Annotated in this window: 12 protein-coding genes; 5 read left to right on the forward strand and 7 right to left on the reverse strand. The window is 38.7% G+C overall.

Annotated elements, in window-relative coordinates; genetic code table 11:
* Positions 1–158 (reverse strand): alcohol dehydrogenase catalytic domain-containing protein (locus ACEW8U_RS02695; RefSeq protein WP_373520527.1); only part of this gene is annotated, 158 nt, incomplete at its 3' end.
* A gap of 685 nt (positions 159–843) precedes the next feature.
* On the opposite strand from ACEW8U_RS02695, the gene ACEW8U_RS02700 reads away from it, so the two are divergent.
* Positions 844–1,413 (forward strand): pentapeptide repeat-containing protein, encoded by a 570-nt coding sequence (locus ACEW8U_RS02700; protein ID WP_373520490.1) that lies wholly within the window; start codon positions 844–846, stop codon positions 1,411–1,413.
* Positions 1,414–1,766: 353 nt separating this feature from the next.
* Here ACEW8U_RS02700 and ACEW8U_RS02705 read toward each other — a convergent pair whose 3' ends face one another.
* Both ACEW8U_RS02705 and ACEW8U_RS02710 read right to left on the reverse strand, forming a co-directional pair.
* Positions 1,767–3,410 carry a putative ABC exporter domain-containing protein gene (locus ACEW8U_RS02705; protein WP_373520491.1) on the reverse strand — a complete coding sequence of 548 codons (1,644 nt, stop codon included), beginning with the start codon at positions 3,408–3,410 and terminating at the stop codon, positions 1,767–1,769.
* Positions 3,403–4,119: an ABC transporter ATP-binding protein gene (locus ACEW8U_RS02710; protein WP_373520492.1), complete on the reverse strand. Its 717-nt coding sequence runs from the start codon at positions 4,117–4,119 to the stop codon at positions 3,403–3,405. The genes ACEW8U_RS02705 and ACEW8U_RS02710 overlap by 8 nt, the downstream gene beginning before the upstream one ends.
* 123 nt (positions 4,120–4,242) lie before the next feature.
* On the opposite strand from ACEW8U_RS02710, the gene ACEW8U_RS02715 reads away from it, so the two are divergent.
* Positions 4,243–4,851: a hypothetical protein gene (locus ACEW8U_RS02715; protein WP_373520493.1), complete on the forward strand. Its 609-nt coding sequence runs from the start codon at positions 4,243–4,245 to the stop codon at positions 4,849–4,851.
* Positions 4,852–4,910: 59 nt separating this feature from the next.
* Here ACEW8U_RS02715 and ACEW8U_RS02720 read toward each other — a convergent pair whose 3' ends face one another.
* From ACEW8U_RS02720 to ACEW8U_RS02735, 4 genes are all read right to left on the reverse strand, one after another.
* Positions 4,911–5,534 carry a hypothetical protein gene (locus tag ACEW8U_RS02720; protein ID WP_373520494.1) on the reverse strand — a complete coding sequence of 208 codons (624 nt, stop codon included), beginning with the start codon at positions 5,532–5,534 and terminating at the stop codon, positions 4,911–4,913.
* A 79-nt stretch (positions 5,535–5,613) separates the two neighbouring features.
* Positions 5,614–6,897 carry an LVIVD repeat-containing protein gene (locus ACEW8U_RS02725; RefSeq protein WP_373520495.1) on the reverse strand — a complete coding sequence of 428 codons (1,284 nt, stop codon included), beginning with the start codon at positions 6,895–6,897 and terminating at the stop codon, positions 5,614–5,616.
* Positions 6,898–7,009: 112 nt separating this feature from the next.
* Complete coding sequence (locus tag ACEW8U_RS02730) at positions 7,010–7,429, reverse strand: nucleotidyltransferase substrate binding protein (RefSeq protein WP_373520496.1); 420 nt, start codon at positions 7,427–7,429, stop codon at positions 7,010–7,012.
* A 92-nt stretch (positions 7,430–7,521) separates the two neighbouring features.
* Positions 7,522–8,967: a trypsin-like peptidase domain-containing protein gene (locus ACEW8U_RS02735; protein ID WP_373520497.1), complete on the reverse strand. Its 1,446-nt coding sequence runs from the start codon at positions 8,965–8,967 to the stop codon at positions 7,522–7,524.
* 207 nt (positions 8,968–9,174) lie between these two features.
* Here ACEW8U_RS02735 and ACEW8U_RS02740 point away from each other — a divergent pair, with 207 nt between their 5' ends.
* The 3 genes from ACEW8U_RS02740 (at position 9,175) to ACEW8U_RS02750 (ending at position 12,581) form a co-directional block, all read left to right on the forward strand.
* Positions 9,175–10,341 carry a 1-deoxy-D-xylulose-5-phosphate reductoisomerase gene (locus ACEW8U_RS02740; protein ID WP_373520498.1) on the forward strand — a complete coding sequence of 389 codons (1,167 nt, stop codon included), beginning with the start codon at positions 9,175–9,177 and terminating at the stop codon, positions 10,339–10,341.
* On the forward strand, positions 10,341–11,654 hold the full coding sequence (rseP, locus tag ACEW8U_RS02745) for an RIP metalloprotease RseP (RefSeq protein WP_373520499.1): 1,314 nt from the start codon (positions 10,341–10,343) through the stop codon (positions 11,652–11,654). Before ACEW8U_RS02740 ends, rseP begins: the two co-directional genes overlap by 1 nt.
* 294 nt (positions 11,655–11,948) lie before the next feature.
* On the forward strand, positions 11,949–12,581 hold the full coding sequence (locus tag ACEW8U_RS02750) for a hypothetical protein (RefSeq protein WP_373520500.1): 633 nt from the start codon (positions 11,949–11,951) through the stop codon (positions 12,579–12,581).
* Positions 12,582–12,583 lie beyond the last annotated feature (2 nt).

The following is a 12,583-nucleotide window of genomic DNA, read 5'->3' on the forward strand; positions in this document are numbered from 1 at the left end:
GGATTTCTCCTTCCCGAACTTCCATCCATACCATGTACATCACTGCCACAGATACCACATGCCTTCACCCTGACCAACACTTCATTGGGCTCAAATTCAGGTTCAGGTACATCTTTGTAGACAAGATTATTGTAAGATTCCAGGACAAGAGCTTTCATGGGTTTATTAGGTTTTGTTGAAAAATAAAAGTAAGGTTTTTTTGGGGAAAAGTTGAGGTTGAGGGGAGTTTGATGTCGGATGACCGATGTTGAATGGGACGGAAGACGGAAGTGTAGTTTGTTTAGCTATAAAGGGCGTCGGTAAATTTTAGGAAGGATGGAAGAAAGCGGCTTGCGTCATAGCGAGTCCCCAACATTTTAGAAAAAACATTCAGAAAAGGAATGACATCTTGGTATAGATCCTATCAATAGGAATCAGACCATTCATTTATAAATACAAAATACCAACAGCCAAAACAGAAAAGTAGGATATAAGGTTGGCGATGATGTTTGGCTAATGCCAGGAGAAATTAGGCCTCATTTTTCCTCCCGCTAAAGCAGGAGGCAATTGATTTGTAACATTAATTTCGCTGCCTTCACCTAAGTGATAGCTCCTAAGCTTACTTCATTGGCAGGAGCACTTCAGGTTGCTTAATTTTGTGAGATACCTTTAAGCGCGACGTGGCAATCTCTTTGGGTGATGAACGATTAGAAAAGATTTTAAGAAACACGGTGTTGTCCGAAGCTTGTAGCTTTGTGACCCTGAGTACAGCGTTTGTAACGCTATTCAAAAGAGAGATGAAGGATAAAAAATTATTTAAGGCTATGACCTGCTTTTATCAAAAGAAATGAAATATTTGCAAACATGTCCACTTACCACCAAGATCAGATTTTTTCCAATAAGGATTTCACACAGACCCTGTTCAAGAAAGGAGAATATGAATCCTGTACCTTTAAAAACTGTAATTTCTCAGACGTCGACCTATCGGGCAGTAGGTTTTTAGATTGTGAGTTTTCGGATTGTAACCTAAGTTTGGCTAAACTTTTCAAAACCGCTATGAAGGAAGTGAAATTCAAGGATTGCAAGCTTTTGGGTTTACGGTTTGATAAATGTGAAGGGATAGGTTTGGATCTTGATTTTGAAAACTGCCTATTGGACAACACCTCATTTTATCAGTGCAAGTTGAAAAATATCAGATTCAAGAACTGTCGGTTGTATGAAACTGATTTTGTGGAGGCGGATTTAAATGGAGCTGATTTCCAAGGCTCAGACCTGAAAGGAGCTATTTTTGAGAATACCATCATGGAAAAAGCAGACTTCAGACATGCAAAAAATTTCATCATCGATCCCGAAATCAACAGGATCAAAAAAGCAAAGTTTGCATTGGATGGATTGTCGGGGTTGTTGCAGAAGTATGGGATTGAGGTGGAGTGAGAGGGGAGATTTTAGATTTTAGATTTAAGATTTAAGATTTGAGAAACAAGAGAGAGGCGAGAACCGAGAAGCGAGAAGATTAGAAATAAAGCCTGTCCCGAGTATTGAGGAGTCAAGAAAGAAGGAGAGGCGACCTTTGATTCAGCACTTGCGGAATCAAAGGTCTTGAGGGCAAGGAGTATGCTTTATTTGAGAATTTTGATGGATTTTTTAGAATCAAAAACCTTCGAGGTCCTAGCGTCGCGGTAGGGAAGACCTCAAAGGTTTCATATATTTAGCCTCAGGGTGTGGATTCTTCCGACTTCCGCCTTCCGACTAACCCAACATCCGTCATCGGTCATCTGACATATGCATTAAATCTCCTTAAACTCCAACCTACTCACAATATCCAAAGCCACATGCAGCATAACAGCTGCGACTAGGGTCATTCCCATTCCTGTGGCCAGAAATGCATATACTACCTGTTGGGAGATGATGTAACCGAAAACTCCTGCTGCCAAGGAGGGTAGAATACCGAAAATTAAAACCCCACCCACAATTAATGGTTTGATCAGTTTGCGGTCCCAGCCCTCATCAAATCCGACCTGAGTGGTCAAGGTAATCCCAAACCCGGCTATGTAAAATGTCCCCATACAAAAAGGGAAAAGAATCATCAAACCCCAGCTCAATTGGGCAATTAGGACTGTTGGGATGATCAGGATCACTGCAAAGATCAAAGTCTGATAAATGTCCAATTTGATGATATTCCAGAATTTGGAAGGCCAAGAGGCGGGGATAAGGATGAAAAACGGCTTTTTTAGATCTCCTACATTTGTCCGCCCCATTCCTGCAAGAAAATAGAATCCAAGCATCATGGCCAAATACCCATAAATGATGGCGTGGTTGAACCAATCAAAATTTGAGAGAATAGCCATCACAATACCAATACCTGCAAATATCAACCCATACAGCCCAAAAAGCGGATGAAAATCCTGTCGGGAACTGTGGACATAATTTCGCCAATATAGCGCTACTGCACCGGTCCCGAAATCCTTCAGGTCCAGTTTCTTTTTGGTATTCAGACTCATGGAAGATTCAGATGCTTCCCGCTTGCCTTTCACTTTTTCTTTGACCTCCTCATTGGATTTGGTGGATTCCAATACGTCTTCATAATAGTATCCTGAATGGACTATCACCAAATTCACTATCAGCAAGAATGAAAGTATATACACTGCAATAAACCCAAAAGCAATCCAGATATTTTCATGGCCCAAGTAGGTGATGATTCCCCGACTCCAACCTACCAAAGGGAAGAAATCAAACCATTTGGATCCTATCCATGAAAACATTCCCTGCCAGAATTTTTCCGCCATTATCCCGGGGATCAAAATCATCAGGGATAAAATTCCCCCTAAGGCAAACACCCCGTTTTTGACATAAGGTAAAATATCATATTTGGTATTGAGGGTATAAACCAAAAAACGAATAGGGGAGAGGATAAAGAAAAACAAGGTCAATCCCATAGACATCAACAAGAGATTCCAAATGTTGAAATCATACATTTCATTGAGTTGGGCGGTGCTGTATAAAACAAAAATAAAACTGCCACCTACCGCAGGGAAGATAGATCTGATCATGTAGTAAAGCAGAATTTTTGAAGGGGCAGCGGGGGAAGTGAATAAAAGATTGACATCAGCCATGCTGAAAAAACTTACATTCTTTTTGGTAGCCTTGAACAATTGGAACATTAAAAAACCCAAAGCTAATAGCGTGACACCCCCCAGAAGATTCTGTTGGGCAAAACTAATTTCACCAATCTGATCTGCGGCTTCCTGGAACTGATCCATGTCCAAGTCGCCTGATTCCGTTTTTTTTGTTCCTCTCCTGAGGTAAAAAAAACTGAAGTAACCTACCACAAATAGGTATGGCAACAACCGCAACGGATTCTTTAGAATAAGTTTGATATTGTTGATCAGGATAAAGAGATCCTTTCGAAGTAAAAGCTTAAACTCATTCATCCTTTGTCAATTCTAAAAACAAGTCCTCTAAAGATGAATCTGCACCACTGTTGAATGTGGCTTTAAGGTTCGATAGGGTGTCATTTCCTATGATATTGCCATCTTTCATGATCATGATCCTGTCAGCAATATGTTCCACACCATCTATCAAATGTGTGCTCACCAATATTGTCTTTCCTTTTTCTTTCAATTCTTTGAAGATCTTCTTGGTATTTTTGATGGCTTTGGGATCAAGTCCGATCATGGGTTCATCAAAAAACAAAACCTGTGGATCAGGCAATAGGGCACAACAGATGGAAACTTTTTGTCTCATCCCTTTGGATAAATCCCGGCCCAATTTATCCTGCTTATCAGTAAGGTCGTAGAGCTCCATCCATTCTTGGGCTTTTGTTTGCCAATCTTTGACCGAATATGCCTGGGCGATAAATTGCAAATGCTCCTTGATGGTCAACAGGTCATATACATGAGGAGTCTCAGGAATGTAGGAAAAAAGTCTTTTGGCAGCTACCGACAAGTGGTCATGACCTCCTATGGTGATTTCACCCGAAGTTTTTCTCAGCAACCCAACGATACATTTCATCGTTGTGCTTTTTCCCGCACCGTTAGGACCCAATAGACCCACTACCTCGCCACCATTCAATTTGAAAGTGATATTATTCACGGCATTGAGTTTACCGTATTTTTTGACCAATCCATTTACTTCTAACATGTCTCAGGAATAAAAATTTCAATTTTCAAATATTAAACATTTCCATTGCATTTGAGTTATTTTGAGTCTAAAATTGTTATTTTTACTTTGTTTTACTTTATTTTAACTATAAAAAATCACACTATGAAAAATGTAATTGTAGTTTTAGCTGTCCTGATTTTTGGTTTTAGCTTTACTGCCAATGGCCAGGAAAAGGGAAAATTTAGGGTTGGATTGGATTTAGGATATACCGTTCCGATGGCAGGCGGGGGTGGGATGTTGTTTTATTTGGAACCCAAATACAATATTCAGGACAACATGAATATTGGGTTAAGAATTGGGGGTGCTGCCATGGTACGGGATTTGGTTATTTATTCCAATTCGGATGATGGAAGTGCTAAGGTCGCAATAAATGGATCTTATGTTTTAACTTATGATTATTACTTCAAAACGGCTGGGAGTAATTTTGCCCCGTTTGTTGGAGCGGGCCTAGGGTGGATGAATTTTGCAAGTGTTGAGTTCGACACAACAGTTGACCCGGATGATTATGGCACATTGTCCGGCAATTCTGCTTTTGCACCCGTACTAAGAGCAGGATTTGAAGCTGCAAAATTCAGGCTATCATTGGACTATAATTTGGTTCCAAAATCTGAACTCATTAATACACAAGGGACAGTAATCGGTGAAACAGGTAACGCCTACTTGGGCATAGCAGTCGGTTTTTATGTCGGTGGTGGTAAGTGGAGAAATTAAACAGGTAAACAATTAAAATCAGAAAAGGCATTTCCATTTCGGAATTGCCTTTTCTGATTTTAAAACATTACCCCCCATTTGACTAATAGATTATTGAATACATACGATTCTTCGCGGACAGAACTGAAACCCGGCGGTAAATTGCTGCCTGGACTGTTTGTGGTACCAAAAAAATCCCTTACCCCTTCATAAAAGAAAGCATGCTGTCTTTTAAATCCCAAACTCCAAGTAAATGCATGGTTTCTTTTTTTGGAGTTTCGTCTGATACCTATTTGGGGACTAACCAAAAACCCACCCTCATACCATGTCTCACTCCATTCATTGACTTCCCTTTTTTCCAAAATCGCAGAACCCTTTCCTATATCAAAACCTGCAAAGGGGGTATTTCTTTTTCCCTTTTCCAAAAATCCCCTCCAGCCAAAAGCCATTGGCACCAAATTAAAACTAGGATAAGTATTCAAACCCACCAAAAATCCTACAGCATGGTGTTGGTCAATCTTTACACCGTTAAAGGTTTGAAATGAAAAATTTATTCTTGGATCAAAATTATTGTCCCAAACTTTCACCCTACCAATCATTGTCCCAAACTCAGTATGATTGATATAAGCCCCATTTTGAGAAAAGGCAGGGCTAAAACCAAATAGGAAAACAAGAAAAAATAAAGGGCCAATTTCTGTTTTCATGAAATTCATACTTTCTAATGATTGGATTACTTTTAAAGGAAACCCTCCAAAGGTTTTAACCTTTGGAGGGTTTAGTTGATCAAACAATGACAGGATTTTTAACCTGGATACAGCTCAAGGGTTTTAAGACTGAAGGGGTAGAATAATCAAACTGGCAAACACCATCCGGGCCGATGACAATCAGAGATTTTGGTCCTGGAATAATGTCCACTGATTTCATGGATTTAAGGAACTCCAATTGGTTTTTGTCAATATTGAAAACATCGGCCACATTAAAGCTTTTTAGACCATGTTTTCCTTCAGCCACATAGAGATAATCACCTGCCAAAGCCAAGCCATGGGGATTCAACATGGGATAGGCTTTTACCAAAGTTGGTCGATAAAGATCCGTGATGTCCACCACCTGAAGTTCATCTACTCCCATCCTGCAAAACATACCTGATCTTAAAGTCACGAAGGCATGAACATCGTTGACTACCACAGGGTCGCAGGCAGTGATATGCTGATACACTGACATGACTTTGGGGTCAGATGGATTGCTGGCATCATAAATATGCATACCGGTATTTGAACCTATAAAAAGTTTGTCTTTGAAAGGGAAAATAGTTTCAATACCCCAACCTAGATCAATGTTTTTAAGATGTTTGGGATCGTCTTCCTGCATGACATCAAAGACCCGCAGGCTATAATCATCCACAGCATATAGATGACCACTCATCAATGTAAACCTAGCCATAGAACCACCTTGGCCATAGCTTTGAGCACCGCCACTATTACCTCTAAAACTCGCATCTGCTGATTGAACCATCCACATACCTCCCCATCTTCCCCGCCAGCCAAACATCATATCAGAGTCAGAGGTCATTACGGTGTCTTTCCAGGTAATAATGGTATTGGTTGCATGATTGCTATACATGTGCATAAATACATCCTCAACCCTGTTGACTTTTTTGATATTTCTAGGATCTGAAATGTCAAAAGCAAGTAAATCCACATAGCTGTCGGCATATAGAATATCCGTATTTACAGCCAAATCCACATTTCCGGGGATATTGATAAAATTGATGTTTACAGGTGAAGCAGGGTTGGAGTTGTCAAGAATATGGATTCCTTTGTTGGGTTCATTGACAAATAAAAAATCACCATAAATGTAAATTTTGCCTGGGTTGTCCAGTTCCCTTCCAGATTCGATAATAATATCTGAAGTTCTGACTGTGCTCATTTCCAAATAAACTGGGATGGAAGTTCTATAAGTGACTGTACTACTTACTTCATCATGACAGGATGGTAAAACCAAAAACATCATGAGAGCCAATACCAGATTGAGTGGTCTGCTAATTAGGGGGAGGAGGGTTGTTTTCATGGCAAATAACAGTTAAAGAAAATGATGTTGTAATAACGCTACTCTCCCCTGACGAAAAATTCTTCAAAAGTGCTACAAGACAATTGAAATATTTTTGAAATATTTTTTTTGCTTAGCTGTTGTTTAACTTTTCAATCATTTTCCTTTCAAAATTCTCCAACAAAAGAATGTGTTTTTTGATGATATTCTGGCTGAATTCCGCTTCATAATCCTCAGGGTATAAGGGGTTGAATTTTATTCTTTCAATAATGATGTCAAGCCAACCTTTGCCATTATCAATCAAATCTTCATTGAAAGCTTCTACAGTGGCATCTCTAGATCCTGAAAATGGAGGTCTCCCTTGTTTTTTAAAGAATTCGGCCATTGTCTTCAAAGCAAGTTCGTGTGTCAGCTCAAATGTCCTGATAACTTTGTGTTGGGCTTTGGGATCAAGGGGGGTATTCCTTAAAGGTCTGATTACTTCCCTCAACTCATCTAATGCCTGTTGGAAATCATCAAAGCACTTTTCGCATGTAGGAGGAAGAATTTTCATGGTTTTATTATGCGTTTAAGTTTTGAGAGATTCATGAATAAACCAATTAGAGGATTTAATTCAAATGTAAATTCAGCTATAATTTAAACAAATTATCTCACATTATAGGATTGCATAAACGGTTGACCATTTGGAGATACTCCTTCCAATCTCAGTCTTCCACTGAATTTTTCAAGAAATTTGCCCACTTCCTCAGGATTTCTTGCCGGGTCACCATTAATTTGGGTGATGACAAAGCCATTATTCAGACCTAAATCCCTCAAATAGCCTCGCGTCATACCGGTAATTTTTATCCCAAAATCAATACCTAGCCTATCTTTTTCAAGCGTATTTACTGCTTCAAGTTGTGCACCCAAAATATTGGAAGAGAAATATTCTCTTTTGATTATTCCAGTACCTCCTTCTAAGTTCTGTAATGCAAGCTGGGCAGTTTTATTTTCATTTTTCCTTTGAAATTGAATTCGAATATTATCTCCAGGATAGTAATAGGAAAGAACTTCCTCAAAAGTACCTTTTCCAGTAATGTCAATATTTTCAATCTTGGTAATGACATCATTGCGCTGAAGTCCTGCTTTTTCGCTTGCACCGCCCCTTACCACGTGGGTGATGATCACTCCATCCAAAGTTTTGAGCCCCATCTCCTCGGCAAGTTCAGGCGTTATTTCGACAGCTTCCAAACCCGGGATGGCTTTTTGTACTTCACCAAATTTGATCAGGTCATTGGCGATTTTCATAGCAATGTCAACTGGTACAGCAAATCCATAACCTGTGTAGGATCCTGTTCGGGAAAGAATCGCTGTATTGATTCCTACCAATTCACCTCTGATATTGACCAATGCCCCTCCCGAGTTTCCCGGATTGATGGGTGCATCAGTTTGAATAAATGATTCCAATGGGAATTCACCCCCTAAAATATTGATTTGTCTTTCTTTAGCAGAAACGATTCCTGCAGTCACGGTGGAGGTTAAGTTAAAGGGGTTTCCAACAGCAATGACCCACTCGCCGATTTTAAGGTTCCTGCTGCTGCCCTGTTGGATAGCTGGCAGATTATCAGTTTCCACCTTCAACACTGCTATATCTGTATTTTTGTCCGTACCGATCAATTTGGCAGTATAGGTCCTCTTTTGATGCACCACCTCAATCGTTTCTGCCCTATCCACCACATGATTATTTGTAATGATGTAGCCGTCTTTGCTAATAATTACTCCTGAACCTGTGCTTACTCTCTGATTTGGACCTGTTCCAAAAAAATAATCGAATATGCTATACCTTCTTTGGTCTGTCCCTGAAAAATTCTTTATGAAAACCACGGAGGGGGTACTTTTTTCCGAAGCTTCCACAAATGAAATTGGGTTATCGACAACCTCCCGTGGTGCTTCCACATAACCTACTTGATACTTTGGCGTTTCCCTAAACAATGCTTCATTGGTCTCGGTGACCATTTCATTATTTGAAAATTGTTGAAATACCCAAGCCCCAGCGATACCCGCTGTAAAGGCCAAAAGAACGATTTTGATGTTTTTAAGCATATTTTCCATTACGGACTATTCAATTTTAGGTTGATATACAAATAAAAAAAAGCCAAGTTCTCTGTATCTAATTAAATGGTAAATTTATAAACTTTCAAAAAGACAGGAAAAATTAAAGGAAAAGTCTTTTAACCTTGTAATTTTGTCAAATTAGAAAAGTAGGGATTGTCAGCAAATATTGTGTTTGTTGTCACCCTGGTAATTCAATTTGAATTAATGTCAGGAAAAAAGAATGTAGCCATTTTAGGCTCAACAGGTAGTATCGGAACCCAAACCCTGGATGTCATCCAAGCCCACCCCGAAAATTTTCAAGTAGAAGTCCTGACTGCCCAAAATAATGCAGATTTATTGATTGAACAGGCGCTGAAATTCCAGCCAAATTGTGTGGTTATTGGGAATGAAAGTCTGTATCAAAAAGTAAAAGATGCTTTATTTCTTAAGGATATCAAAGTTTTTGCGGGAGATAAGGCAATTGCTGATGTAGTAACCATGGAAGGCATCGACTTGGTGCTTACCGCTTTGGTAGGTTATTCAGGGCTGATTCCTACCATCAAAGCCATTGAAGCAGGAAAGCAGATTGCCCTCGCCAATAAAGAAACCCTAGTAGTGGCAGGTGAGTTTGTTACTCAATTGGCAAGAGAAAAGGGTGTAAATATCTATCCTGTTGATTCAGAGCATTCAGCGATATTTCAATGTTTGGTAGGAGAATTTCACAATCCTATTGAAAAGATTATTCTGACAGCTTCTGGTGGGCCTTTTAGAGGAAAAGACAAAGCATTTTTGGAGCATGTGACCAAAGCCCAGGCTTTGAAACATCCCAATTGGGATATGGGTGCGAAGATTACAATTGATTCTGCCTCATTGATGAACAAGGGGCTTGAGGTCATTGAGGCCAAATGGCTGTTTGGTGTTTCCATAGATCAAATTGAGGTAATCGTTCATCCCCAATCCATTATTCATTCATTGGTACAATTTGAGGATGGCTCGATCAAGGCGCAACTTGGATTGCCTGATATGCGTATCCCCATACAGTTTGCTTTGAGCTATCCTCAAAGATTAAAAGTTGACTTTCCAAGATTTGATTTTGCTAATTATCCAAGTTTAACTTTTGAAAAACCAGATATGGAAACTTTTCAAAATTTAGGATTGGCGTTTGAGGCCCTCAAAAGAGGAGGAAATGCCCCATGCATGTTAAATGCTGCAAATGAAATAGTTGTAGCTGCTTTCTTGCAGGATAAAGTTGGTTTTCTTGAAATGTCAGATTTGATTGAGAAAACGTTAGAAAAAGTAACATTTATCCAAAAACCAAGTTTATTGGATTATATAGAAACGGACAACATGTCCAGAATTATAACTGAAGAATTAATTAAGAAAAATATATAATGGATACATTGATAATGGTAGCCCAGTTAATTCTGGGTTTGTCAATTTTAGTTGGATTACATGAATTGGGTCATTTATTGACTGCCAAGATGTTTGGTATGCGTGTGGAAAAATTTTCCATCGGATTTCCACCAAAAATAGTTGGATTTAAATGGGGAGAGACAGAATACTCCATAGGTGCTATTCCTTTGGGAGGTTTTGTAAAGATCTCTGGAATGGTGGACGAGTCCATGGATACCGAACAATTATCTTCTGAACCACAGCCTTGGGAATTTAGATCTAAGCCTGCATGGCAACGGCTGATTGTCATGTTGGGCGGAATCATTGTCAATGTAGTAACCGGGATAGTGATCTTTGTTATTTTGGTACATCAAAGAGGCGAAACCTATTATTCAAGAGATCAGGTAATTGAGTATGGAATAGTTGCTTATGAAATAGGTCAAGAGATTGGTTTCCAAGATGGGGATCGAATATTGGATATTAGCGGAGAGCCATATAAGACACTTGGAGACCTCAGCAGTGGCAACGCGCTTCTCAGTTCTGAGGGCTACTACACAGTTGACCGAAATGGAGAAGTCCTCAAAATTGAAATTCCGAGAGGATTTATTAATTCCTTTTCCAATGAAGAAAGTATGGGGCAGTTTTTGGATATCAGGCATCCCATTAAAGTGATGGAAATTTCTCCTGGCAGTGAAGCTGAAAAATCAGGTTTACAAAATGGAGACAGAATTTTATCCATCAATGATCAAGAAGTTTCATATATCAATGAATTGCAGGCTACATTATCTCAAATGAAGGGTGAGCAGGCCAATTTATTGGTGGATAGAAATGGGCAAAAAATTGAAAAAGAGGTACAAATCAGTAAAGAGGGGACTTTGGGCTTTCTCAATGCTCCCATAGATCCTGTAGTCCAAAAATATGCGATTGGTGAATCTATTGTCAAGGGTACGGAAAGGGCTTTTGGAGTGGTAATTATCAATGCCAGGGCATTGGGTAAAATGTTCACAGGAGAAGTATCTGCCAAAAATGTTAGTGGTCCTATAGGAATGGCAAAGATCTATGGAAGCAGATGGGATTGGGTCAAATTTTGGAGCATTACAGGTTTGATTTCCATGATTTTGGCATTTATGAATTTATTACCAATACCGGCATTGGATGGGGGACATGTAATGTTTCTCCTTTATGAAATGGTATCAGGTCAGGCCCCTTCCGATAAGTTTCTAGAGAACGCCCAAAAGGTGGGTATGGTGATGTTGTTGGCACTGATGGTCTTTGCCATTGGTAATGATATTTTGAAGATTTTTACGGGATAAAATAAAATAAATTTACTGATTATCAATCATTTAAATAGGGGAGATCTATCGTGTAGATTTCCCTTATTTTTTTAGATGTTTTTTTTACTTAGAATTAGCCCAAATAATTAGGAATAGCTTTTAAACCGAAATTTTGACTAACCTAAAAACAACATATTCACTATGGTTTTTAAAAAGGGTTTTGTTTGGGTACTTATTTTTTTTCTGCACCTAAATTCTTTCGGTATTGGGTTCGAAAAATGTCATGATTGTTTTTATGATGACTATACGAATAATAATTCAGATTCAATTGTCTTGGAAAAGGTTAAGATTTATCCTTTTGTACTAGCTGGAACTGTATTTCAAGGTATAATTAAACAGGAGAAGCATTCTGAAAGGGCAGATAGTTTTAGCAACATTGTATCTCCCACACTAGTGACGGGAATTAGAATTCAGCAAATTCCGGACATCAAAAATTTTTCCATTGATTTTGGTGTAGGCCTCAATTATGGGAAGACTTCTGTGGATTCGAGGTTTGAAACTGGAGAAGATATAGTTTACGGCACTGAAGTTTTCAAAGAATTAACCGTTTTGGTTCCTTTATATTTCAATTATTCATTTGTTAATCTAGGAACATCAGAAGTTTATGTAGGTTTGGGCGGGATATTTAGTTCTACAAGACAAAAAATAGATTTTTCGATTATGGATTACTCTCTCAAAAATGATTTTTTTACATTATTGATTTTTGACGGATTCGTAGAAAGAAAAAATCAGGCTTTAAATCCGGCATTCAAAGCTGGTGCCCAATGGAAGAAAGGAAAAAGAAGAACTTTTGTGACTGAATTTCAGGGTTTTTTCCAATCAAATTTATATACAATTAATTTGATTAACGACACCTCTAAATACAATCAATTTTCAGCATTATTTCTTTTAGGGTACAGATTTTAAAA

Source organism: Aquiflexum sp., from assembly GCF_041751335.1.
In the GTDB taxonomy this organism is placed as follows: Bacteria; Bacteroidota; Bacteroidia; order Cytophagales; family Cyclobacteriaceae; genus Aquiflexum.

Excerpts from the sequence above, each read along its gene's own strand:
- ACEW8U_RS02715 (WP_373520493.1), top strand. The coding sequence starts at position 4,243 with ATGAAAAATGTAATTGTAGTTTTAGCTGTCCTGATTTTTGGTTTTAGC.
- ACEW8U_RS02705 (WP_373520491.1), bottom strand. The coding sequence starts at position 3,410 with ATGAATGAGTTTAAGCTTTTACTTCGAAAGGATCTCTTTATCCTGATC.
- ACEW8U_RS02735 (WP_373520497.1), bottom strand. The coding sequence starts at position 8,967 with ATGGAAAATATGCTTAAAAACATCAAAATCGTTCTTTTGGCCTTTACA.
- rseP (WP_373520499.1), top strand. The coding sequence starts at position 10,341 with ATGGATACATTGATAATGGTAGCCCAGTTAATTCTGGGTTTGTCAATT.
- ACEW8U_RS02730 (WP_373520496.1), bottom strand. The coding sequence starts at position 7,429 with ATGAAAATTCTTCCTCCTACATGCGAAAAGTGCTTTGATGATTTCCAA.
- ACEW8U_RS02700 (WP_373520490.1), top strand. The coding sequence starts at position 844 with ATGTCCACTTACCACCAAGATCAGATTTTTTCCAATAAGGATTTCACA.
- ACEW8U_RS02710 (WP_373520492.1), bottom strand. The coding sequence starts at position 4,119 with ATGTTAGAAGTAAATGGATTGGTCAAAAAATACGGTAAACTCAATGCC.
- ACEW8U_RS02725 (WP_373520495.1), bottom strand. The coding sequence starts at position 6,897 with ATGAAAACAACCCTCCTCCCCCTAATTAGCAGACCACTCAATCTGGTA.
- ACEW8U_RS02720 (WP_373520494.1), bottom strand. The coding sequence starts at position 5,534 with ATGAAAACAGAAATTGGCCCTTTATTTTTTCTTGTTTTCCTATTTGGT.
- ACEW8U_RS02740 (WP_373520498.1), top strand. The coding sequence starts at position 9,175 with ATGTCAGGAAAAAAGAATGTAGCCATTTTAGGCTCAACAGGTAGTATC.